Source organism: Rhizobium sp. FKY42, from assembly GCF_005222835.1.
GTDB lineage: Bacteria > Pseudomonadota > Alphaproteobacteria > Rhizobiales > Rhizobiaceae > Neorhizobium.
The window spans coordinates 79,479-102,516 of sequence record NZ_STGA01000028.1; the positions used below are offsets into that span (position 1 = coordinate 79,479).

A 23,038-nucleotide genomic window follows, 5' to 3' on the forward strand; every position below is an offset into this window, starting at 1 on the left:
TTCCTAAACCTAATGTCAGTCTTACTTTCGAGCGAGCAGACCCAGCATCTTGCTGAGACCACCCTTCCTGATCTTCTTTGCAGAGTTGCGACCCGTCACCACGTGGGCGATCTGGGAGAAGGTTTCCGCCGTCGGTGATTTCGCGTCGAGTTCGGAAATCATGCGACCACTGTTTGCGGCATTGCCGAACAGTTGGGCATCGAACGGAATGATGGCAATCGGTTCGACTTCCAGCGGCTGCAGAAAATCAGATGGTGTAATTTCCGGACGCTTCGGCATGCCGACCTGATTGAGGACCAGATGCGGCGCCTTGTCGTTGGGGCGCAGCTTCTTCAGGGCATCCAGCAAGTTCTTCGTGTTGCGCAGATTGGCGAGGTCCGGCGTTGCGGTGATGACGATCTCGTCGACCTCCGCCAAGAGCGACCGGGTCCATTCATTCCAGGCATGTGGAACATCCAGAACCGCGACCGGAGCGCTACGTTGGAGGACTTCCACGACCGGCTGGAAAGCCGCGCGATCGAAATCATAGGCACGGTCCAGCAATGACGGCGCAGCCAGCAGCGACAGGTGTTCGGAGCATTTTGTCAGCAGACGGTCGAGAAAGACTTCGTCCAGTCGTTCCGGGGCGTAGACCGCTTCCGCGATGCCCTGAGCCGGATCCTGATCGAAGTCGATATTTGCCGTTCCGTAGGCCAAGTCCAGATCGGCAAGGATGGTCTCGGTGGAGAAGAGTGACGAAATGCCAAAGGCGCAGTTATGCGCGATTGTGGAGGATCCCACGCCGCCCTTCGCGCCGATGAAGGCAATGGAACGACCAAGCGGTTCTGCTTCCGGATCGACGAAGATCGCTGCGATTGCGCCCAACAGATCCTGCATCTTCACAGGGCCGACCAGATACTCCGAAATGCCGTTGCGGATCAGGTCGCGATAAAGGGAAATGTCGTTATGCCTGCCAATGACGATCACCCGTGTCGAGGGATCGCAAACCTGTGCCAGCGGAGCAAGCTCCGTCAGCACATTGGCAGGTTCAGCATCAGTTTCGAGGATGATCAAATTAGGCGTCGGTGCCGCGGCAAACATGTTTGCTGCCGCATCCGTGCTGCCACTGGTGACCCGGAGGTTCACCTTGGACATGCGGCGGTCCTGACCCAGACGCTCCATCACGCGGTGCATCGTATCGGTTTCACAAAATGCATGCACAGAGATGCGCGGCAGCGGACGCAGCGCCTCCAGATCGGCGGGGCGGCTATGTTCCTCGATTGCCTCTGGCGATCCGCCCGGCGTCCGGATCTCGTAATCGATCGCGCTCATGTCAGCTTACCTGCTCAGTTGGAATTGTTCGTGTTCGTCCCGCGATAGGTGTTGATCACCTGCGAGCGCTGGACAGCATCAATCGGGGTCTGTGCGCGCGGTCCGAGCAAGTCAGTCGGGCTATCCAACTGGGCGGCCAGGTTGTTTTGCGAAGCGCAACCGAAATTGTACCAGTTACGATTGCCAAAGGTGTTGTCGGACAAGTCTTCCGGCCATTCGCCGCAAGCTCCCGTCACGGCCTTGGTGGCGATGAAGGAGAGCCGGATCGGGGCTGCATCGTTATGACCGCCGGCGCTGTAGCGTGCCATGACGATCCGGTCGCCGCGAATTCCGGCCGCTTGCAGGGTCTTCCGGATATCGCCCGCCATGTGCGCAGCCGCACCGGCATTGACCGATCCCTGCGGCACCTGGATCTGCATGAAGCCGGCAGAGGAGTTGGCGAAGTTCTGTGCGAAGCCCTTGACCGTGTCACGCATACCGATCGTCATGCGGCTATCGTTTGCGCCAACCGGAATGTCGAGCGCCGTCTGGGCGTCGGTCAGAACGATCGGGTGACGCTCGCGGTAGTCCATGGGGATGGAGCCGGTTGTCAGTTGGCTATTGCCGCAACCCGTCAAAAGGACGGTGGAAACAAGCAGGAGAGCCGGAGCAATGGATTTCGTAAACATTCTCGTGCCTCTCACTTATAGATGAAACCAACGGCGCCATGGTAGGGAGCAGCCGGAACGGGGTCTTTTCGTCCGTAGATCTTGTTGACACGGTTGAGGAAATACATTGCGGCATCGTTTTCGGGATTGAAGTTGTCATCCGGGCGCGCAAGCTGATTGCGCGCCACCGGGCGCACCAGATATGGCGTTGCGATGATGACGAGTTCCGTTTCGTTGCGGATGAAATCCTTGCTGCGGAAAAGCGTGCCCAATACCGGCACCTTGGAAATGCCCGGCAGTCCGGACATGGCCTGTCGAACATTGTCCTGAACAAGACCGGCAATCACGATCGAACCGCCCGATGGGAGTTCGACGGATGTCGATGCCTCACGCTTGCGGATCGAAAGGTAGGTGTTGCCCGGCACAGAGAGCGAAGAGCCGTTACCGGTCGTCGCAGAACCTTCGTATGTGGGCTCGGAAACATTGGTCTCGATGTTGAGGGCAATGCGTCCGGCCGACAGCACGACCGGCTTGAAGTTCAGTTCGACACCGTAATTGACAGTCTCGAGGCTCCGCGAAACCGTGGGACGGTTTGTCGTGGTGTCCAGCGACACCTCCTGCTGGCCTGCCAGGCGGAATTCGCCACCGACATAGAACTTGGCCTGCTGACCGGAGATCGCCGTCAGGCTGGGCTCAGCAAGCGTTCGCATGACGCCAGCCTGCTCCATGGCATTGACATAGGTCGAGATCGCAGTGGTTCCGATCGTACCGACGACGCCACCCAATCCACCGACTGATGCAGCGTTTCCGAGGTTGACCGGATTGGCAAACGAGATGCCACCACTGGCCGAACTGCCTGTCGTCTGCACTGAACCATTGAACCCCAATTGCTTCAGCACCTGGCGGCTGACCTCAGCAACGGTTACCTTCAGCGTCACCTGATCCTCACCCTGAATGGTCAGGAGATTGACGATCTGCGATGTCTGGCGGTCTTCGGCGTAAATTGCGACGCCCCGTTCACTGCCGCCGCCCGAAGCAGTACGATTTCTCGTCGTTGCTTCACCACCCTTGAGGAAAGCCTGCGCCAGCTTTTCCGCCTGCGCGGCATCCTGCGGCGTGCGGACAGTACCGGTCAACACGATATTGTCCGACACGATTTCGACCTTGATATCGGATTCAGGCAGAAAACGACGCAGATTGGCCTGAAGACCATCTATATCGCGCTCGACTTCCAGATCCAGACTGACGATCTCCTGCCCGCCGGGGCCAAAGATGAAGATGTTCGTCTGGCCGACCGATTTTCCGAAGAGATAGATCCGGCGTGAAGTTCTTGTCACCGCGTCGGCCAAAGCGGGATCGGCAACAAGGATATCATGCGCATCCTGCGGCAGATCAACGACCAGCGCTTTGTTCAGGCCAAGTTTCAGCCGCTTGTGCACGCCCTTCCCGGATTCCGAGATCCGCACGATATTGTCCGAAGCGGCTTCGGCGGTATCCGTCGACCGGAGCACCGCCAGATCCGATAAGGCAAGGCAGAGGCTCAAGGAAGCGACTGCAGAGGCTCTGTAAATTCTTTTCCAGGATGTCACGGTGACCGCTCCCTCAAATCTTAACGCTGGACCGAGCCGGTGGTGTTCATATTGACGATGGAGCCTGATTTGATGATCTGCACCTCGCCTTTTCCGCCACCCGCCAGCAAATGGTCAGCAAATTGCGTGTCCGAGTCCTGCACGTCGGCGATGGATCGCAACGACAGCGTTAGGCGGTCTGCCATCTGCTGTGCTACCGCAATGACGCGCGCTTGATCGGGAGTAAGTTCCAGAGTCGCGGTCGTGCCAATGACCGCCTGCGATCCGTCTTCCTTCTGCTCGATACGCTGATCGATCGCCAGAACCCGGATGTTGTTGAGAACATTTTCAGTGGAGTAGCTGCCCTGTTCGTTCTTGCGAACCATGATCACATCGACGCGGTCATTCGGGAGCACAAAGCCGCCGGCGCCGGTCGCAACGGAAATTTCGGTTGCGACAGCGCGCTTGCCACTTGGGAGAATGGACGACATGATTCGGTTGGATGAATCCGCAACCTTTTCGGCGCGAACCGGCTCGCCTGCAAACAGCGGAAGGCGCACGATGGCGCCGTTCAGTTCCTCGATCGCCTTTGGCCTCGCACTCTCGGTGATAAAGCCGTCCACCACGCCGCCTTCCGGCCAGGCCATCCAGTGGATCGATTTTTCATTGAGGCGTGCACCGACAGGGAGATTGGCCGATGAGACCAGGACATTGGTTGTCGGCTCCTTGCGGATGACCTCCAACGGTGTCTCGACTACAGTCTTCTCACCTGACAGCCTCAATGCCAGCATACCGGCAAGGCCGGCTGCAACCACAGCGACGGTGAGAATGATCAGACGGGCGGGTTTCATGGCAAATCCTTGACGGGACCAACTGGTTCCCCGCAGATTTGACCGCGAATGGTGTAATTATAGTTAACGTCTGCCTAGGAGGCATGGTTAAGCAGAGTTTAAATCAATTTGTTGCAAGCTTCCGAACTCAAGAAGCCGCCAGAAAGATCGGCGCCTGCGGCATGGCCATGAGCGCGCCAGCAGCAATCGCTATCCCATAGGGGATCTTTTTCGCTGTGGTCAGCGATGCGGGTAGCCAGACGCCACGATCTGTAACCAGATGCGATTTCCAACGGATTGCGAGTATGGCGAGGGTCAAAACTCCGCCAGCAAATGCAACTTTGACAAGGAAGACCAGGAGAGCTGGTGTCAGGCCGAACCAGAGCGCCAGTGCCGTAAGGAGCTTTGCGTCGCCGCCACCCATCACGTTCAGCACGAAGAGCAAAAAACAAACCGCGAAAACCGCGACGGCCACTCCGAGGGAGTAGCCTATCGCGGCCGCGGACAAATCGGAAAGCCAAGCGGCTGGAATGAATAGACATACAATTGTCAAGCTAAGCCAATTGGGGATCTTCATGGCTAGAAGGTCGCTTAATGCTGCATGAATCAACAACAGTGAGATTGCCAGAAATAATATCTCGCTCACACCATTTCCCATACTACTAACGTAATCCGTGTCAGTACTGTCGATTCCTGTAGCCGACTTAATTCAACTCAGCTTATCAAGTGATCAGGTTTTGGAAGCCTGGTTCAAGTAAGTCGAAATATTGTTGAACTGGCTGTTCAGCTTGTTACCAAGCGTGGTCGCGCCAGCGATCAGGGCTACGGAAATCAGAGCCGCGATGAGACCATATTCAATGGCCGTGGCGCCCGACTCTTCCTTAACGAAACGTGCAAAAATCTTGGACATGCGTCTCTCCTAACTCCGGGGATCTCTATTCTCAGCATTGCCGACAACTGTTGTCCGCTGTTCGGTGAGCCCAAATTACGGAGAGGCGATTTCCATTCACTTAAAAAACCTGGTTACGATCCGGTTAATGGACCCTTCCAATTGCCATGGTAAAACACCGATAAAGCGAATTGTTTCAATTTTATCTTAGGCTCCGTTCTGACGGCATCATCTGCGTAATCACTGGAGCCGCTGCTATTTTAGCTTCTACCGATTGACGCGCGCGCCCCGAAACGGGACAACCTACGCACGAATAAGCTGTCCCAAATCGGCATTCTGGCTTGAAATGCGCCATTAAGGTTTCATTCACCAAATTGCTTCATGGTCTGAAACAGTACATCGATTTAGAGGCCTGAAGCCCATGCCGTCGAAATTGCTGGCCGTGCTCCTGGCCGCTATCTCTTTTGCTGTTCCTGCCACGGCCTCCTGCGAGGAAGTCGGCGGACTCACGCGTGTCTATATGAATCAGGCGCGCGTCCTTAAGCTTGATCGGCCGGTCAGCAAGGTTATTGTGGGCAATGCTCAGGTGGCAGACGCAACGGTGGCAGACCCGAAGACAATCGTTTTGACGGGTCGCTCCTATGGCGCCACGAACCTTGTACTTCTTGATGCCGAGGGCAATGCAATTGCCGATGAACGCGTGATTGTGTCGATTGACGAAGGCAATACCGTGCGCGTTTTCCGCCAGACCGATCGAGCTGTCCTGTCCTGTACGCCGAACTGCGAGCAGCATTCCGCCAGCAACGGTGCTAGCGGAACAACCACGGCAACGACTGGAAACTAAGTTGTTCCTTACTGGCGCAAATAGAGCGACTACAGCAACGGAATCTCAATAAAGTCGGCATAGCGTCGGACCTTCCACGGAGACGTTACTGCCATGTGTGAGGATCACGGATCCCGGCCCCCTATTCCGGCCCCGGCCCCACGACAAAGCCCCCGACGGCGGTTCTGGCGATCGCAGGATGGTGCTGCAGCGATTGAGTTCGCCATTCTGGCCATTCCTTACTTTATGATTGTGTTTGCGATCATAGAGACCTTCGTTGCCTATACGGCCGAACAGGTTATCGGCAATGCGACCGACACACTGGCGAGACAGTTGCGTACAGGGCAGATCACCGCCGGTCTTGGTCGAGCGACGGACAGGAATCAGGCTCAATTCCGTCAGTTGTTCTGCAATGAAATCTCAATCATGATCTCGTGCTCTGCGACCGAGATCGCGACACCGACGCAACTTTATCTCGATGTCCGCAGCTTCGCGACCTTCGCTCTTGTGCCAACAGCAATCCCGCGCAAATCGAGCAGCACTTACGCCGATCTCGATCCGACAAGCTTTGGCTACAGCCCGGGCGGGCCGAAATCGATCAATATCGTGCGTGCCTACTATCGCTGGCAGATCATCACCGATCTTATCCGGCCCTACATTACAAACATCCGGCCCGCAGACGGATCTCTTCCGACCGATTTCCTGATCGTTGCCACAGCAGCCTTCCAGAATGAGGATTATCCATGAGGATCTTCGGAAGGAATGCCGTTGACACCCAGGCAGAAGCCAGGACTAGCTGCGGAGGGGTCATTCTGCCACTACGGCGTCTGCTGGCCGATCAGCGCGGTGTTGGAGCGGTTGAATTTGCCATCATCGCACCGATCCTCATTGCGATCTACATCACATGCTTCGAGCTGACGATGGGTCTCAGCGTCTCCAAGCGGGTGACGAAGGCAACCGGCACGATCGCGGACCTTGTCACGCAGCAGACGAGCGTGACGAAGCTTTACCTCGCAAGCATGGTCGACGTCAGCAAGGCGATATTCGTTCCCTACAACACCAGCACGACCAACCTGAAGCTCAAAATCACCGGCATCTCGGTCGATGCCACAGGCACGCCTAAGGTCGCCTGGTCCTGGGACCAGGGGGGAGGCAGGCCTTATGCTGTCGGCGCGACGGTGACGGATGTGCCTACGGAATTGAAGACGGCGAACTCGTTTCTTGTGCGGTCGGAACTTTCCGTACCCCATGAGCTGTTCATGCTGATGCCGGTTCTCTCGTCCCAGACAAGGTCCATCACAATCTCCCGCAGCTACTTCTACCGGCAGAGAATGGGCGATTCCATCACATGCAGCGATTGCTAATGCAGTCGCTGCAGCCAGCGACGTGATACCGGTTTGCCGCTTGAGACGGCACCGTATAAGAAGGAAGAAATACGGACCAGTGTTCGTAAAATCGTCCCCTCACAGGTGAAATGATGGCGCGTGCTTTTCTTTTTGTTCTGGATTCCTTCGGCATCGGTGGTGCGCGCGATGCAGATCGCTACGGAGATCTTGGCGCCGATACCCTCGGCCACATTGCCGAATACTGCGCAGGCGGAGCCGCAGACCGAAAAGGCCTGCGCGAAGGGCCGCTGAAGCTTCCGAACATGTCAGCACTCGGCCTGCTCCATGCGGCCAAGCTGTCGACGGGTACCTATCCTGCGGGAATGCCGGTTCCGGAAAAGCTTTACGGGCTCTATGGCGCAGCAAGTGAAGTATCGCGCGGCAAGGACACACCGTCCGGCCATTGGGAAATTGCAGGCGTACCTGTGACGTTCAACTGGGGCTATTTCCCGACGGAAGGCGATGCCTTCTCGCCGGAGCTGATCGAAACCCTTTGCCGAGAAGCAAACCTCCCCGGCATTCTTGGCAATTGCCATGCATCAGGAACGGAGATCATTGCGCAATGGGGCGAAGAGCACATCCGTACCGGCAAGCCGATCTGCTACACCTCGTCCGATTCGGTATTCCAGATCGCCGCGCATGAGACTCATTTTGGACTCGAGCGACTGTTGAAACTTTGCGAAACCGTTCGAACCCTGCTGGACCCCCTCAATATCGGTCGCGTCATCGCAAGGCCCTTCATTGGTGAAAGCGCTTCAACTTTCGAGCGGACTGGGAACCGTCGCGACTTTTCCGTTCTTCCCCCAGAACCCACCTTGCTGGACCGGCTTGTCGAAGCAGGGCGCAGCGTTCATGCCGTCGGCAAAATCGGAGACATTTTTGCTCATCAGGGTGTCTCCCGTATCATCAAGGCAAACGGCAACATGGCCCTGATGGATGCGACACTCAGCGTTAGCGATGAGGCTCAGGACGGCGATCTCGTCTTCACCAATTTCGTCGATTTCGACATGCTCTATGGCCATCGGCGCGACGTTCCCGGCTATGCCGCTGCACTGGAGGCTTTCGATGCACGGCTTGGCGAAGTCAGCCGCAAGCTGGGTCCGGGCGATCTTCTGATCCTGACTGCGGACCATGGCTGTGACCCGACCTGGCGCGGAACCGATCATACCCGCGAACGGGTTCCGATTCTGGCTTTCGGACAAGGACTGGGCTCACGAACCATCGGCATTCGCGGCACCTATGCCGATATCGGCGAAACGATTGCCGCGCATCTCGGCATTCCGGCAGGCAAACACGGACGGAGCTTCCTGTGACACATCATCTCCTGAAGGCAGAGATTCATTGCCATATCGAGGGCGCTGCGCCGCCCGCCCTCGCCGTTGCACAGGCGCGGCGGTATGGCGTCGATCCCTCCAGTTTCATGGCGGGAGACACTTACGCGTGGAATGATTTCGCCGAGTTCATCAATGCCTATGATCGGGTTGCCGCCCTATTTCGCACCGAGGCTGATTACGCCCTGCTGACCGAGACTTATCTGACCGAGCTGGCAGCCATCAACACAATCTATAGCGAAATCATCGTTTCGCCGGACCATGGAGACCGCATCGGCCTTGGGGCGGACGCCTATCTGGCAGGCATCTGCCAAGGCATTCATAGGGCACAGGAAAAGACCGGCATCGAAACACGCATCATCGTCACGGGCGAGCGTCACTTTGGTCCCGAGAGCGTCGTCAAGGCCGCCCGCTATGCGGCAGCAAGCCGCAACCCGCTCATCACCGGCTTCAATCTGGCCGGTGAAGAACGGATGAACCGCGTTGCAGATTATGCGCCAGCCTTCGATATTGCGCGGGAGGCTGGGCTCGGTCTTACCATTCACGCGGGCGAGGTCTGCGGAGCTTTCAGCGTAACCGATGCTCTGGATCTCGTTCATCCGGCGCGCATTGGTCACGGCGTTCGCTCGATCGAGGATCCCTCTCTCATCAAACGGCTGGTCCGTGAACAGGTGGTACTGGAAGTCTGCCCCGGCTCCAACGTGGCATTGAATGTGTTTCCGAGCTTTGAGAGCCATCCATTGCCGCAGCTGATCGAGGCAGGCGTGCGGGTCTGCATCAACTCCGATGATCCGCCGTTCTTTCGCACATCGCTGGCACGGGAATACGAGATCGCTTCTTCCGCCATGAAACTGAGCGACCGCCAGATCAACGCGATGACACGAACAGCGCTGGAATCGGCATTCGTGGACGCGTCTACCAGAGCAGCGCTTCTTGCACGGTTTGATCAGTCCGTAGAGGACACGGCTGGGGATGGAGGCTCAAACGGCGGTTGATGTCTTGCGAAGCTGCGCATTTGCGTAGATGAAGAAGCGAGAAGAGAAATAAGAAGAGCGAAGGCAGGTTCTCATGGACGGCGTGACAGTCATCAATCATCCACTGGTGCAGCACAAGCTGACAATCATGCGGCGCAAGGAAACCTCGACGTCAAGTTTCCGTCGTTTGCTGCGCGAGATCTCGACGCTCCTCTGCTATGAGGTGACGCGCGATCTCGAATTGACGATGGAAACGATCGAAACGCCACTCACACAGATGCAGTCGCCGATCCTGGAAGGCAAGAAGCTCGTCTTCGCCTCCATCCTGCGGGCTGGCAATGGTCTTCTGGAAGGTATGCTGGAACTGGTTCCTGCCGCTCGCGTCTCCCATGTGGGCGTCTATCGCGACCATGAAACGCTCGAAGCTGTCGAATACTATTTCAAGGCACCAGAGAATCTCGCAGAGCGCCTCGTCATCGTGGTCGACCCAATGCTTGCGACAGGCAACTCCTCGATTGCAGCCATTGAAAAGCTCAAGGAGCGCGGCGCGAAGAACATTCGCTTCCTGTGCCTGCTGGCGGCACCGGAAGGCATCAAGAACTTCCAGGAAGCGCATCCGGATGTTCCGATCTTCACCGCCTCCATCGACAGCCATCTGAACGAGAAGGGCTATATCATGCCAGGTCTCGGCGATGCCGGCGATCGCATGTACGGCACCAAATAAGCTGCCGTTAACCACGACCAAATTGACGCCCGCCGTTTATTGCTGCGGGCGTTTTTCGTTCAATCTTGTGGTGTAGGGTTGGATAATCATCACCATTGTGAAGGTTCCCATGCTGCGCTTCGTCCTCCTGTTAAGCTTTATCGCCGCAGCTGCATCGCAGATCCCTTATGTGATGGGTCTGACGCACTCAAAGCGCGCATCGCAGGAAGCCGCTGCTGCTGTACACTCCGCTTCCGGGCAAAACGCTGCCACAAGCAGTGGCTCAGGTGTCACACTCAGCGCCGACGCTCGCGGACATTTTCAGGCAACCTTCCGCTTGAATGGCAAGCCTGTGGAGGGGATGATCGACACCGGTGCATCCTCCATCGCCATCAACGAAACGACGGCAAAGCGGCTCGGCTTCTCCAGCAATTCCCTTGACTACCGATATGCCATCAGCACGGCCAACGGCTCTACCAAGGGCGCCCTGGTGCGCCTTGACAGGGTGGAGATCGGCAGCATCCGGGTCACTGGCGTCGATGCGATGGTTCTCAAGGATGATGCTCTTGGCGGCACTCTCATTGGCATGAGTTTCTTGAAACGGCTCTCGTCGTTTCAGGTCACTGACGGCTCACTGAAGCTCGTTCCGTAAACGCCAAAGACCGAACTTAGCTCTTTTTCAGATTGAGCTGCGTGGTGACGATACTCTTGCCCGACTTCGGATCTTTATCGATGGTCCGAATTTGGAGACCGTCTGCACCAACCTTTCGGACTTCCATCCTCGCCTTTCGATCGCCATAGACTACGTTGGCCCAGGTCACATCGAAGCTGATGGTGTTGCCGGAACGCGACCCAACGAGTGTCGACGGCTTTCCAGACACGCCAACATAGGTTCCGGAATAGCGAGCCCCAGATGCCGTGACATTGGCATTGAAGCCGCGCGATATGACCACCAGTGCGCGACAGGATCCGTCCATCTGGAAGCGCGAAGCATCCGCGTTGGATTGCATGTTGCAAGTCACATTGACCTTCTGTCCGCCAAGTTCGCGAAGAACAAGCCCGCTACCGGTCCATCTTCCCTCAATGGATTTCAGAAATTGCTCTTCGGATGCGGATGCAGTTTCAATAGAAAGACAGGAAAATGCGAGCACTGCGGCGATCAGCAACTTCATGAGGTGTCTCCGGCGTTGGATGACACATAACATCATGACCGCGCGATTCGTTCCGTTTGACGAACAACAACGGCGACAGCTCGGTTCTCAACTTTTGGATATTCTGGAAGATCAGAAGGATGGCGGACAGAGAGGGATTCGAACCCTCGATACGCTTTCACGTATACACGCGTTCCAGGCGTGCGCCTTCAACCACTCGGCCACCTGTCCTTGCTATCCAAGGGCTGCCTTGCGGTATTGTGCGAAGCAGCGGTCGGGGCGGATATATACCGATGAATTTCAAAGGATCAACCCGATTCTGAAAGAAATGTGACCTGTCCCCAAACTCTCTTCAAATCCATGCATTGCGATGCAGCGTTTGCAATCCACAGAAGACACCTATAGGTTGGCGAAATTCCAGTCTGGCTCAAGGGATCGAGCACCGATGGCGTTCTTTTTCCGCTTCCTCAGCCTGCTTCTTCTCCTAGGGGCGATCGCCGCCGGAACCGTTGATTCCATAGTATCCGTCGCATCTTCGAAAGTCATCCTGACCAGCTTCGAACAGGACTGGCTGGCGTTAAGCCCGGATTCACTCCCCCTAGCGAAGCAGTGGGTTGAACACTATATTCACCCTGAAGCTTGGCGCAGCGGACTTGCCGTCATCATAGCACAACCGGCGTTTGTCGTTCTTCTCGGTCTGTCGTTCCTGTTCTGGATGATCGGCTATCGCCGCCCGCGCCCGCAGGCATTGCTGGTTTAGCCTCCATTCCGGGGGCACAGCGCCTCTCCGCGCCGAATGTGTCGGAATGCGGAAGCAGGCTCACGCAAGGAGGCAAGGATGTTTTTGATCGACATGTTCAACAAGAAGACCGTCATGCCCACGCCAGACACCGCTCTGCCTGGCCGCACAGAGCCACTCCCAACCGCCACGCATCACTTCGTCAACGGCAACCCTCTCAAGGGTCCTTATCCAGACCACCTGAACGTCGCCTATTTCGGCATGGGCTGCTTCTGGGGTGCCGAGCGTCTGTTCTGGAAAACGCCGGGCGTCTGGGTCACGGCTGTCGGTTATCAGGGAGGGATTACCAGGAACCCCACCTATCACGAAACGACAACGGGCATGACCGGGCATACGGAAATCGTCAAAGTCGTGTTCGATCCCTCGCAGGTTTCCTACGATCAGCTGCTGAAGATCTTTTTCGAAGAGCACGATCCGACACAGGGCATGCGGCAGGGAAATGATATCGGCACCACCTATCGGTCCGCCATCTACACCACCAGTCCGGAACAGCAGTCGGCAGCCGAAGCGGCACGGGACCGTTTTCAGCACGCTCTGACCGATGCCGGAAACCGGTCCAAGATCACGACCGAAATCAAGTCGGCGGAAGAGTTCTACTATGCCGAAGACTATCATCAGCAATATCTGGCCAAGAATCCTGGCGGATATTGCGGCCTGCGTGGCACTGGCGTTTCCTGCCCGATCGAGCGTTGATCTGACGAAATTCTGATCAGAAAGCCGCAGATTTCATCGGGTCTGCGGCTTTATTTGTGCAGTCCTTCAACAATAATTGCGTTTTTTACCAGATGAAAAATTTCTGGTGAATTTCCTTCGCAGCCATGCAAGGATGGGCTCTAGCCAGTCATAATAGACAACCGCTGGCGACCGCAGACATGCCTGGTATAGGCATGCGGGGGGACCCATGATGAACGCTAAAAATAATAGGGCTGCACGATGAAGAAAACCCTTCTCTCAATTCTTGCCTTGGCTGCGCTTTCAACCACGGCTCTGGCCGCGGATATAAAGCCTGCGCTGGTCTACGGTACGGGCGGCAAGTTCGACAAATCCTTCAATGAAGCGGCCTATCAGGGCGCTGAGAAGTTCAAGAAGGAAACAGGTACGGACTTCCGTGATTTCGAACCGACCAGCGACACGCAGGGCGAACAGGCCATCCGTAACTTCGCCTCCAAGGGTTTCAACCCGGTTGTAGCCGTGTCCTTCGCCTGGACATCGGCCATGGAGAAGGTTGCTGCCGAGTTTCCGAACACCAAGTTCGTGATCGTTGACTCGGTCGTCAAGCTGCCGAACGTCCGCTCCGTCGTCTTCAAGGAAGAGGAAGGTTCTTACCTCGTCGGCGTCATGGCGGGTCTGGCTTCGAAGTCCGGCAAGGTCGGTTTCATCGGCGGCATGGACATTCCGCTGATCCGCAAGTTCGCCTGCGGCTACGCACAGGGCGCGAAGGCTGCAAATGCAAAGATCCAGGTCCTGCAGAACATGACCGGCACCACGGGTGCTGCCTGGAACGACCCGGTTCGCGGCGGTGAACTGACGAAGAACCAGATCGACCAGGGCGCGGATGTCATCTACGCGGCAGCCGGCGCCACGGGCCTCGGCGTTCTGCAGACAGCAGCTGACAACAAGAAGCTTTCGATCGGCGTGGATTCCAACCAGAATCACCTGCATCCAGGTTCCGTCCTGACCTCGATGGTCAAGCGCGTCGATCTCGCCGTCTACAACGCCTACAAGGATACCGCTTCCGACAAGTTCACCGGCGGCATCCAGGCCAATGGCGTAAAGGAAGACGGCGTCGGCTATGCGATGGACGACAACAACGCCAAGCTGGTAACGCCGGAAATGAAGGCCGCCGTCGAGAAGGCTAAGGCTGACATCATTGCGGGAACGGTCAAGGTTCACGACTACATGTCGAGCAACAGCTGCCCGATGTAATCAACGCGAGGGGGCGTATGGTGCGAATGGCGCATCATACGCCCTCTTCATGTCCGGCTTCCGGAAAGGAAAGGCAAGACGCGTGAGCCACAACCCAGCGATCGAACTGGTGGGCATCGACAAGAGTTTCGGTGCTGTTCATGCCAACAAGAATATTCACCTGAAGGTGGAAAAGGGCACAATTCACGGCATCATCGGGGAAAACGGTGCCGGAAAATCAACGCTCATGTCCATCCTGTACGGATTCTACCAAGCCGACAGAGGCGAAATCCGCATCAATGGCCACGCCTTTAGTATCAAGGACAGCCAGACGGCGATCGCATCCGGCATTGGCATGGTGCATCAGCATTTCATGCTGGTCGAGAACTTCACAGTTCTGGAAAACATCATGCTGGGCGCGGAAGGCGGGCAATTGCTGGCCAAGGGCGTTTCGTCGGCGCGCAAGGAATTGAAGCGCCTGGAGGATGAATACGACCTCAAGGTCAATCCCGATGCCGTGATCGAAGACCTGCCGGTTGGTACGCAGCAGCGCGTGGAAATTCTCAAAGCTCTCTATCGCGGCGCGGACATTCTCATTCTGGATGAACCGACCGGTGTTTTGACCCCTGCCGAAGCGGACCACCTGTTCAAGGTGCTGAAAGTGCTGCGCGACCAAGGCAAGACGATCATTCTCATCACACACAAGCTGCGCGAGATCATGGCGATTACCGATGAGGTTTCCGTCATGCGTCGTGGCGAAATGGTTGCTACGCGCAAGACCGCGGAAACGACCGTGGAAGAACTGGCGGAACTGATGGTGGGCCGCCGCGTGCTGCTGCGCGTGGAAAAGGGTGAGGCCAATCCCGGCAAGATCCTGTTGTCGATCAAGAACCTGACCGTCAAGGACAGCCGTGGCGTGACAATGGTGGACAATGTGTCCTTCGACGTGAGGGAAGGCGAGATCGTCGGTATTGCAGGCGTTGCCGGAAACGGCCAGTCGGAATTGCTGGAGGCAATTGCAGGCATCCGCAAACCCGCTTCCGGCGAGATCCTCATCGATGGCAAGCCGATTGCCAATGCCGACCCGGCACGCCTGCGCGAACTGGGGCTCGCACATATTCCCGAAGACCGGCACCACATGGGTCTGGTGCTTAAGTTCGAGGAATACGAAAATGCAGTCCTCGGCTATCACCGCGATCCGAAATACGGCAAGGGCGCCCTGCTCGACCTGAAGGCCATTCAGGCGGAAGCTGTCGAGAAGATCGAGAAATACGATATTCGACCGCCGAACCCGAGACTGAAGACCGCCAATTTCTCCGGCGGCAACCAGCAGAAAATAGTCGTTGCCCGCGAGATCGAACGCGATCCAAAGGCGCTCATCATTGGCCAGCCCACGCGCGGGGTCGATATCGGTGCTATCGAGTTCATTCACCGGCGCATCGTGGAAATGCGCGATGCCGCAAAGGCTATCCTGCTTGTCTCGGTCGAGCTGGATGAAATACGTTCGCTGTCAGACCGCATCATCGTCATGTTTGCAGGCAAGGTCGTCGGCGAGAAGACACCTGAAGCTGACGAGCAGACGCTGGGTCTGATGATGGCGGGAATTGCGGCATGACCCTTCCCGTCCACAGCATCATTCCCCACTATTCTGACGGCATGGAGAGCAGTGAGATCGGGTTCGCCCGCACCGTCTCTATACCGATGAGGACCACCCGCCTATGAGCACAGCCTCCGTACCCTTGCCCAACTGGATAAACTACGGATTGATTCCGCTGCTCAACCTGATTGTGGCCTTTTTTATTTCGGGCCTTGTTGTCTGGTGGATCGGTGAAAATCCGTTTACCGCACTGCGCCTGCTCATCGAAGGTGCGCTCGGTCGCGGCGACGCCGTAGGCTTTACGCTGTTCTATACTACTAGCTTCATCTTCACGGGCTTGTCCGTGGCGGTTGCCTTTCATGCGGGCCTGTTCAACATCGGCTCTGAAGGTCAGGCCTATATTGGCGGTCTTGGGGCCGCGCTTGTGGCGCTCGCTCTCGACCAGTATGTGCCGTGGTATGTGACCATGCCCTTCGCCATTATCGGCGCGGCGCTTTTCGGCGCAGGCTGGGCGTTCATTCCGGCATGGCTGCAGGCCAAGCGCGGCAGCCATATCGTCATCACCACCATCATGTTCAACTTCATTGGTGCGGCATTGATGGTCTATCTGTTGGTGAACGTGCTGATTGTTCCCGGCAAGATGGCGCCGGAGACCCGCACCTTCCTGCCCGGTGGGCAGTTGCCGAAGCTGGACTGGCTGATGGCGCTCTTCGGGGCAAAGCTTGGACCCGCACCATTCAACGTCTCTTTCATCATCGCGCTCGTGATGTGCTATCTGGTCTGGCTGCTAATCTGGCGTACGAAGCTCGGCTATGAAATGCGCACGCTCGGCATCAGCCCTTCGGCGGCTGTCTATGCCGGCATTCCCTATTCCCGCACGGTTATCATCGCCATGCTGATTTCCGGCGGCCTTGCAGGCATGATGGCTCTCAATCCTGTCATGGGAGCATCGGCGCGCCTGCAGGTCGAGTTCGTCGGTGGTGCGGGATTCGTGGGTATCGCAGTTTCCCTGATGGGTCGAAGCCACCCGGTGGGCATCATCTTCGCGGCGCTGCTGTTTGGCATTCTCTATCAGGGCGGCGCGGATCTCTCGTTCGAAATGCCTAATATTACGCGCGAGATGATCGTCGTCATCCAGGGTCTGGTGATCCTGTTTGCCGGTGCGCTGGAATATATGTTCCGGCCAGCACTCGTTCATATCTATCAACGCTTCAAGCGGGCTTGAGGAGGACGTCATGGATTTCTTCGATATCGTCGTCAGCATCCTCGGCTCGACCATCCGCCTGTCGATCCCACTGCTGTTCACGGCCCTTGCCGGTCTCTTTTCCGAACGGGCGGGCATTTTCGACATCGGCCTTGAAGGCAAGATGCTGGCTGCCGCCTTTGCGTCCGCCTGCGTGGCCTATGTCACGGGGAATGCCTGGCTTGGCCTTCTGGGTGGCATCAGTGTTTCGCTGGTCTTCTCGCTGATCCACGGTTTTGCCTCTATCACCAATCGCGGCAACCAGATCGTGTCTGGTGTTGCGCTGAACTTCGTTGCGGCCGGATTGACCATCGTTCTGGGTCAAGCCTGGTTCGGTCAGGGCGGGCGCACGCCACAATTGACCGGTGAAGGCCGTTTTGCGCCGATCATCTTGCCCTTCGTCGATGTGGTGCGCGATGTGCCGATCATCGGGCCGCTCTATGCGAATGTGATTTCCGGCAACAACATTCTGACCTATCTGGCCTTTGCAGCGGTACCGCTTTCCTGGTGGGTGCTGTTCCGCACGCGCTTCGGTCTTCGTCTGCGTGCCGTTGGCGAAAATCCGGGCGCTGTCGATACGGCAGGCATATCTGTCACCTGGCTGCGTTATCGTGCGGTGCTTGTTGCCGGCTTCCTCTGCGGCTTTTCCGGCGCCTATCTGGCTATTGCGCAATCCGCCGCCTTCATCAAGGACATGTCTGCGGGCAAGGGCTATATCGCGCTGGCCGCATTGATTTTTGCCAAATGGAAGCCGGTGCCTGTCATGTTCGCCTGCCTGCTGTTCGGTTTCCTCGATGCCTTTGCCAACTTCATGCAGGGCAAGGCGGTTCCGGGTATCGGTGAAGTGCCGGTACAGATCTTCCAGGCGCTGCCCTATATCCTGACCTGTATCCTGCTTGCAGGCTTTATCGGCATCGCGCATCCGCCAAAGGCTGGTGGCGTGCCCTATACGAAGGAGCGTTGAGCCCCATGTCCCACGATCTCTTCGAAGCCGCGCGCGATGCCATGGCACGCGCCTATGCGCCCTATTCAAAGTTTCCGGTCGGCGCGGCCATTCGCGCCGATGACGGCAAGATCTATGTCGGCGCCAATATCGAAAACCTGTCCTTTCCGCAGGGCTGGTGCGCGGAGCCGACCGCCATCGGCAATATGGTCATGGGCGGCGGGCGCAAGATAGTCGAAATGGCGGTGATTGCGGAAAAGCTGGCACTCTGCCCGCCTTGCGGCGGCTGCCGCCAGAAGATCGCGGAATTCGCGGGTCCGGAAACTCGCGTCTATCTCTGCGACGAGGTAGGCGTTCAGAAGACCATGACGATGGAGGAATTGCTACCCTTCTCGTTCAAGACCGAGATCCTGGGATGAGATCTGTCATCGACCTTCTCGTCGACCGCTTCAACGGTCTGATGCCGCGCCATGCCATCGTGCTGGGATCGGGCCTCGGCTCGCTGGTCTCCGGCTTGCATGATCCAGTACGAGTTTCCTATGCCGAACTGCCGGGTTTTCCGGCAAGCGGCGTGACAGGTCATGCGGGTGAACTGGTGGCCGGGATGCTGGGAAACCATCCTGTCGTCATGCTGTCCGGTCGTGCGCATTACTATGAGCACGGCGATGCGGCCGCAATGCGCTTCCCCATCGAGGTGCTTCATGGCCTCGGCGTTCAATCATTGATCCTTACGAATTCCGCAGGCTCCGTCCGCGAAGACATGCCGCCCGGTTCCGTCATGCAGATGACGGATCACATCAACTATTCCGGTATGAATCCGCTGATCGGAACCGGCGGTGACCGGCGCTTCGTCGGCATGACCAATGCCTACGACGCAGGACTTTCGGCGGCGATCCGCACTGCCGCTATCCGGACGACCACGCCTCTTTTTCAAGGGGTCTATATGTGGTTCTCAGGCCCAAGCTTTGAGACGCCCGCCGAGATTCGTATGGCGCGCGTGCTGGGGGCTGATGCTGTCGGCATGTCCACGGTGCCGGAAGTCATTCTGGCGCGATATGTGGGCTTGAAGGTTGCTGCCTGCTCGGTCATCACCAATTATGGGGCGGGGATGACGGGCGCCGAACTTTCCCATGAGGAAACCAAGGAAATGGCACCCAAAGGCGGGCAACGTCTCGCCGCCATTCTGAAGGATGTGTTCAGCCAATCGAGCCTTGCCTGAACGACCTTCTTGCTCAAATTCATTCACGAACCCGAGATGGGTTGCATCTAATCGATTGAAGGATAATTATGCATTCTCCGACCAACCCGGGAGGGATCACCATGGAATTGCTGGGCCCACGCGAGATTGCCGCTTTTGCGCTTTCGCTTCTGGATCTGACCAACCTGCGTGACGATTGCGATTCCCCAGCTATCGAAACACTGTGCAAGCGGGCGCAAGGACCGAACGGAAATACCGCCGCCATCTGCATATGGCCGCGTTTTGTGGCGCAAGCACGTGGCATCCTAGGTGCCGGTAGCACGGTCCGCATTGCAACGGTGGTCAATTTCCCGTCCGGCAATCTTGCTGTCCAGGAGGTCGTGGAAGAAACACGCAAGGCCATCGTTGATGGCGCGGACGAAATCGATCTTGTCATTCCGTACACAAAGTTTCTGGAAGGCGACGAGGCGTCCGTCAGCGAGATGGTCCGGGCGGTTCGTGCCGCATGCCCGAAGGCCTTGCTGAAGGTCATTCTTGAAACCGGCGAAATCAAGGACGCGGCTCTCATTCGCCGTGCCTCGGAGCTGGCGATTGCCGAGGGTGCGGATTTCATCAAGACATCCACCGGCAAGGTGCAGGTCAATGCAACGCTGGAAGCTGCCGATATCATGCTGCAGGCCATTCGTGACAGCCGCAAGAAGGTGGGCTTCAAGCCCGCAGGCGGCATCTCTACTGTCGCAGATGCCGATCTCTACCTGCGCCTTGCCGAAACGATCATGGGTGCCAACTGGCTGATGCCATCCACCTTCCGCTTCGGCGCGTCCGGTCTGCTGGACGATATCAGCGCCGTGCTGAGCGGTTCCACGTCTGCGCGCGCCTCTACCGGATATTGATCGACCATGCTGCCGCAGGAAATCATTCGTCGTAAACGCGACGGCCACGCGCTGTCTGAGGCGCAGATCCGCGCATTCATCAAGGGTCTGACCAACGAAAGCATTTCGGAAGGCCAGGTTGCCGCCTTTGCCATGGCTACCTTCTTCAGGGGAATGGATCGCGACGAGGTCATCGCACTGACGCTTGCCATGCGCGATAGTGGCGATGTCCTGAACTGGTCGGAAACCGGCAAGCCGATCGTGGACAAGCATTCGACGGGTGGCGTTGGAGACAACGTATCGCTGATGCTGGCGCCAATCGTTGCCAGCTGGGGGCTGGCTGTTCCAATGATTTCCGGCCGCGGGCTTGGCCATACCGGCGGCACGCTGGACAAGCTGCAAAGCATTCCGGGCTATCAGGTCATGCCGGGCACCGATGTGCTGCGCAAGGCGATCAAGGAGGTCGGCTGCGCCATCATCGGCCAGACCGCCGATCTCGCCCCTGCCGACAAGCGGCTTTATGCGGTGCGTGATGTCACGGCAACGGTGGAATCCATTCCGCTGATCACCGCCTCCATCCTGTCCAAGAAGCTGGCGGCAGGATTGCAAAGCCTTGTGCTGGACGTGAAGTTCGGCAATGGCGCCTTCATGCAGGAACTGGGCGATGCCGAGGCCCTGGCGCAATCACTGGTCGAGGTCGCCAACGGCGCCGGCGTAAAGACATCAGCTCTGCTGACGGACATGAACGAGCCATTGGCCGATGCTGCGGGCAATGCGCTTGAAGTCATCCACGCCATCGATTTCCTTCAGGGCAAGAAGCAAGGCACGCGCATTGAGACGGTTACGTTTGCCTTTGCAGCCGAGATGCTGCTGCAGGGCGGCGTGGCTGAAACGCTGGAAGACGGTGTCGAAAAGGCGCGCAAGTCGGTCTCCTCCGGTCGCGCGCTCGATACCTTCGCCCGGATGGTGCACGCCCTTGGGGGGCCGCAGGATTTCGTGGCGCATCCACAGGACCACATGTTCCGCGCACCGTTCATCACCGCTGTTGCCGCGCCTTCCAGCGGTTATCTGTCCGCGTGCGACACGCGGGGACTCGGCCTTGCCGTAGTGGAACTCGGCGGCGGGCGCATGCGCGCCTCTGACGATATCGATCCGCGTGTCGGGCTGGACCGCATTCTTCCGCTTGGCACACGGGTCGAAAAGGGCGAACCCATCGCCTATGTCCACGCGGCCGATCAGGAGAGTGCGGATCGGGTCGCGGTGCGTGTCGCTTCTCTTTATACGCTTTCGGACGTACCGATGCTGACGCGTCCGCCTGTGCTCAAGAAGATCGGCTGATCAGGCGCTGGCCACGAGATCGAGGATCTGGCGTTCGCAGATCTCCTTGCGATTGCGCACCTGCCAGTGAACGAAGGCGGTGTCCGACTTCGTTTCCCTTGCCAGGTAATCCTCGCCAATATCGCCCTGCTCCAGAATGCGGTTCCAGCGCTGCTCAAGCGCGGTAAACTGCATTCCGGCACGGAAGCAGGAAATCCCGAGATAGTTCTGGTCCAGCCTGTAGAAGCGCGGAAGAAGGGCGAGGCGCATCGCCATCACATAGGTTCTGATCTGCGGAAAATGCTGGTATGCTGCCACCATGCCTTCCCGAGTATAGGCGATGACGCCCGAATTGAAGACACGGGGACTGCGATCCGCCGTGCGTGGCGGCGTCGAGTGAAAAAAGGCACTGCCGAACGCTGCCCAACGCATGTCGTTGCTGTGGCGGATAGGCGATTTGCGGCCTTTTCGCAGCTGGGGCTGGGCCAGTTCCTCCACCATGCCGATGTGATTGACGGGCGTGGTCAGGATTTCACCGGAGGCGTTGTCCTTGGGAAACACGTCCGCATCAACGTAGATAACGCGATCATAGTTGTGAAAATCCGGATCCCAGACGGGGCGAACCGCATGGTAATATTCGGCATATTTTCCGGTGAAGAACGTTGGGTTCTCCTCAAAGAAATAGTCAGCTCCGTGCCGGTCGGCATAGTCCCGGAACAGACGACGGCTCAGGCGGGCATAATCGGGAACCTCGCCCTTCCAGAACTGATAGATCAAGGTCTTCACGCCATACCCCTGCAGTGCTCCGCCCAAACGGCGATATCACTCCTTACCCATTGGTCGGGGAATCGTCCATCGTTGGATGTGCGGGCTGCGGTTCAGGCTTTGCCGAGACGAAAGATCGAGCCACCATAGCACAACCGACGGCCCAGGTGGCGCCCGCACACCAGCCGCCCAGAACATCGGTCGGATAATGCACGCCGAGGAAGATACGGCTGAGACCTATAATCAGCGTCACGAACAGCGCTGCCGCGATCATGAAGAGGCGCGTTGCTCTCGTCGTCTGCGTTCGGGCAAGAAGCGCACCAAGCGTGAGGTAGGTCACAGCCGAGAGCATGGCATGGCCGCTTGGAAAACTTAAGTCTCTCACATCGACAAGATGCGGCACGATATCGGGACGAGGCCGCGCAATGATCACTTTGAGCGCCGTACTGACAATCCAGCCCCCGAGGATCGAACCTGCCGTGAACATCGCGATCTTGATTCGGCGGGAAATTATAAGATAGGCCGTCGTCAGCATCGTCATAAGTGAGAGCACTGTCACGCCACCGAGACTGGTGATGTCCTGAACGGCATGGGTCAGCCAGTAGGGGCCGATGGTCTCGTCAAGGTCACCCGACCGACGCAGCGCCAGCAGGATCGCCTCGTCGAGCGCGTGCGTATCGCCTTCTATAACCTCGCCTGCCAGCATGGCAAACAGCAGCGCACCGCCCGTCAGAATGCCGAAGCAAACAAGAGTCGTGACTTCGAAGCGCTTCAGACGATCAACCAA

26 protein-coding genes and 1 tRNA gene are annotated in these 23,038 nt (G+C 57.5%); 17 read left to right on the plus strand and 10 right to left on the minus strand.

Features of this window, described 5'->3' with window-relative positions:
* Positions 1–21 precede the first annotated feature (21 nt).
* From E8M78_RS09840 to E8M78_RS09865, 6 genes are all read right to left on the minus strand, one after another.
* Positions 22–1,311: a CpaE family protein gene (locus E8M78_RS09840; RefSeq protein ID WP_137134892.1), complete on the minus strand. Its 1,290-nt coding sequence runs from the start codon at positions 1,309–1,311 to the stop codon at positions 22–24.
* Positions 1,312–1,325: 14 nt separating this feature from the next.
* On the minus strand, positions 1,326–1,979 hold the full coding sequence (locus E8M78_RS09845; protein WP_137134893.1) for a CpaD family pilus assembly lipoprotein: 654 nt from the start codon (positions 1,977–1,979) through the stop codon (positions 1,326–1,328).
* 11 nt (positions 1,980–1,990) lie between these two features.
* Positions 1,991–3,547, minus strand: a complete 1,557-nt coding sequence (locus E8M78_RS09850; RefSeq protein WP_137134894.1) for a type II and III secretion system protein family protein — start codon at positions 3,545–3,547, stop codon at positions 1,991–1,993.
* A gap of 20 nt (positions 3,548–3,567) precedes the next feature.
* Positions 3,568–4,377 carry a Flp pilus assembly protein CpaB gene (gene cpaB / locus E8M78_RS09855; protein ID WP_137134895.1) on the minus strand — a complete coding sequence of 270 codons (810 nt, stop codon included), beginning with the start codon at positions 4,375–4,377 and terminating at the stop codon, positions 3,568–3,570.
* A gap of 127 nt (positions 4,378–4,504) precedes the next feature.
* A complete protein-coding gene (locus tag E8M78_RS09860; protein WP_246658284.1) occupies positions 4,505–5,002 on the minus strand; it encodes a prepilin peptidase in 498 nt (165 codons plus the stop codon).
* An 84-nt stretch (positions 5,003–5,086) separates the two neighbouring features.
* Positions 5,087–5,266, minus strand: a complete 180-nt coding sequence (locus E8M78_RS09865) for a Flp family type IVb pilin (protein WP_137134897.1) — start codon at positions 5,264–5,266, stop codon at positions 5,087–5,089.
* Between the two features lie 400 nt (positions 5,267–5,666).
* On the opposite strand from E8M78_RS09865, the gene E8M78_RS09870 reads away from it, so the two are divergent.
* The 7 genes from E8M78_RS09870 to E8M78_RS09900 all read left to right on the plus strand — a co-directional run bounded on the left by E8M78_RS09870 (position 5,667) and on the right by E8M78_RS09900 (position 11,113).
* The gene (locus tag E8M78_RS09870; protein ID WP_137134898.1) at positions 5,667–6,089 is read left to right on the plus strand and encodes a pilus assembly protein N-terminal domain-containing protein; all 423 of its coding nucleotides are present in this window, start codon (positions 5,667–5,669) and stop codon (positions 6,087–6,089) included.
* A gap of 93 nt (positions 6,090–6,182) precedes the next feature.
* Entirely contained in the window at positions 6,183–6,815 is a 633-nt protein-coding gene (locus tag E8M78_RS09875) for a TadE/TadG family type IV pilus assembly protein (protein WP_137134899.1), read from the plus strand.
* Positions 6,812–7,432: a TadE/TadG family type IV pilus assembly protein gene (locus tag E8M78_RS09880; RefSeq protein WP_137134900.1), complete on the plus strand. Its 621-nt coding sequence runs from the start codon at positions 6,812–6,814 to the stop codon at positions 7,430–7,432. The genes E8M78_RS09875 and E8M78_RS09880 overlap by 4 nt, the downstream gene beginning before the upstream one ends.
* Before the next feature lie 113 nt (positions 7,433–7,545).
* Positions 7,546–8,766: a phosphopentomutase gene (locus E8M78_RS09885; protein WP_137134901.1), complete on the plus strand. Its 1,221-nt coding sequence runs from the start codon at positions 7,546–7,548 to the stop codon at positions 8,764–8,766.
* A complete protein-coding gene (locus E8M78_RS09890) occupies positions 8,763–9,779 on the plus strand; it encodes an adenosine deaminase (protein WP_137134902.1) in 1,017 nt (338 codons plus the stop codon). The genes E8M78_RS09885 and E8M78_RS09890 overlap by 4 nt, the downstream gene beginning before the upstream one ends.
* 73 nt (positions 9,780–9,852) lie before the next feature.
* A complete protein-coding gene (upp, locus tag E8M78_RS09895; RefSeq protein ID WP_137134903.1) occupies positions 9,853–10,482 on the plus strand; it encodes a uracil phosphoribosyltransferase in 630 nt (209 codons plus the stop codon).
* A 109-nt stretch (positions 10,483–10,591) separates the two neighbouring features.
* Positions 10,592–11,113, plus strand: a complete 522-nt coding sequence (locus E8M78_RS09900) for a TIGR02281 family clan AA aspartic protease (protein WP_137134904.1) — start codon at positions 10,592–10,594, stop codon at positions 11,111–11,113.
* 16 nt (positions 11,114–11,129) lie between these two features.
* Here the strand turns inward: E8M78_RS09900 and E8M78_RS09905 are convergent, their stop codons facing one another.
* Both E8M78_RS09905 and E8M78_RS09910 read right to left on the minus strand, forming a co-directional pair.
* Entirely contained in the window at positions 11,130–11,633 is a 504-nt protein-coding gene (locus E8M78_RS09905; RefSeq protein WP_137134905.1) for a hypothetical protein, read from the minus strand.
* A 120-nt stretch (positions 11,634–11,753) separates the two neighbouring features.
* A tRNA-Ser gene (locus E8M78_RS09910) sits at positions 11,754–11,843 on the minus strand.
* 214 nt (positions 11,844–12,057) lie between these two features.
* Between E8M78_RS09910 and E8M78_RS09915 the strand changes: the two genes are divergently transcribed.
* From E8M78_RS09915 to deoA, 10 genes are all read left to right on the plus strand, one after another.
* Complete coding sequence (locus E8M78_RS09915) at positions 12,058–12,372, plus strand: hypothetical protein (protein WP_137134906.1); 315 nt, start codon at positions 12,058–12,060, stop codon at positions 12,370–12,372.
* Between the two features lie 78 nt (positions 12,373–12,450).
* The gene (gene msrA / locus E8M78_RS09920; protein WP_137134907.1) at positions 12,451–13,104 is read left to right on the plus strand and encodes a peptide-methionine (S)-S-oxide reductase MsrA; all 654 of its coding nucleotides are present in this window, start codon (positions 12,451–12,453) and stop codon (positions 13,102–13,104) included.
* Positions 13,105–13,344: 240 nt separating this feature from the next.
* The gene (locus E8M78_RS09925; RefSeq protein ID WP_137134908.1) at positions 13,345–14,337 is read left to right on the plus strand and encodes a BMP family ABC transporter substrate-binding protein; all 993 of its coding nucleotides are present in this window, start codon (positions 13,345–13,347) and stop codon (positions 14,335–14,337) included.
* Positions 14,338–14,419: 82 nt separating this feature from the next.
* The gene (locus tag E8M78_RS09930) at positions 14,420–15,931 is read left to right on the plus strand and encodes an ABC transporter ATP-binding protein (protein ID WP_246658285.1); all 1,512 of its coding nucleotides are present in this window, start codon (positions 14,420–14,422) and stop codon (positions 15,929–15,931) included.
* A gap of 103 nt (positions 15,932–16,034) precedes the next feature.
* Complete coding sequence (locus E8M78_RS09935) at positions 16,035–17,138, plus strand: ABC transporter permease (protein WP_137134910.1); 1,104 nt, start codon at positions 16,035–16,037, stop codon at positions 17,136–17,138.
* A gap of 10 nt (positions 17,139–17,148) precedes the next feature.
* Positions 17,149–18,120 carry an ABC transporter permease gene (locus tag E8M78_RS09940; protein WP_137134911.1) on the plus strand — a complete coding sequence of 324 codons (972 nt, stop codon included), beginning with the start codon at positions 17,149–17,151 and terminating at the stop codon, positions 18,118–18,120.
* A gap of 5 nt (positions 18,121–18,125) precedes the next feature.
* Positions 18,126–18,518, plus strand: a complete 393-nt coding sequence (locus tag E8M78_RS09945; protein WP_137134912.1) for a cytidine deaminase — start codon at positions 18,126–18,128, stop codon at positions 18,516–18,518.
* Positions 18,515–19,318, plus strand: a complete 804-nt coding sequence (locus E8M78_RS09950; RefSeq protein ID WP_137134913.1) for a purine-nucleoside phosphorylase — start codon at positions 18,515–18,517, stop codon at positions 19,316–19,318. The genes E8M78_RS09945 and E8M78_RS09950 overlap by 4 nt, the downstream gene beginning before the upstream one ends.
* Before the next feature lie 101 nt (positions 19,319–19,419).
* On the plus strand, positions 19,420–20,190 hold the full coding sequence (deoC, locus tag E8M78_RS09955; protein WP_137134914.1) for a deoxyribose-phosphate aldolase: 771 nt from the start codon (positions 19,420–19,422) through the stop codon (positions 20,188–20,190).
* A gap of 6 nt (positions 20,191–20,196) precedes the next feature.
* The gene (gene deoA / locus E8M78_RS09960; RefSeq protein WP_137134915.1) at positions 20,197–21,507 is read left to right on the plus strand and encodes a thymidine phosphorylase; all 1,311 of its coding nucleotides are present in this window, start codon (positions 20,197–20,199) and stop codon (positions 21,505–21,507) included.
* Here deoA and E8M78_RS09965 read toward each other — a convergent pair whose 3' ends face one another.
* Both E8M78_RS09965 and E8M78_RS09970 read right to left on the minus strand, forming a co-directional pair.
* On the minus strand, positions 21,508–22,272 hold the full coding sequence (locus E8M78_RS09965) for a glycosyltransferase (protein WP_170973384.1): 765 nt from the start codon (positions 22,270–22,272) through the stop codon (positions 21,508–21,510).
* Positions 22,273–22,315: 43 nt separating this feature from the next.
* A complete protein-coding gene (locus E8M78_RS09970) occupies positions 22,316–23,038 on the minus strand; it encodes a phosphatase PAP2 family protein (protein ID WP_246658286.1) in 723 nt (240 codons plus the stop codon).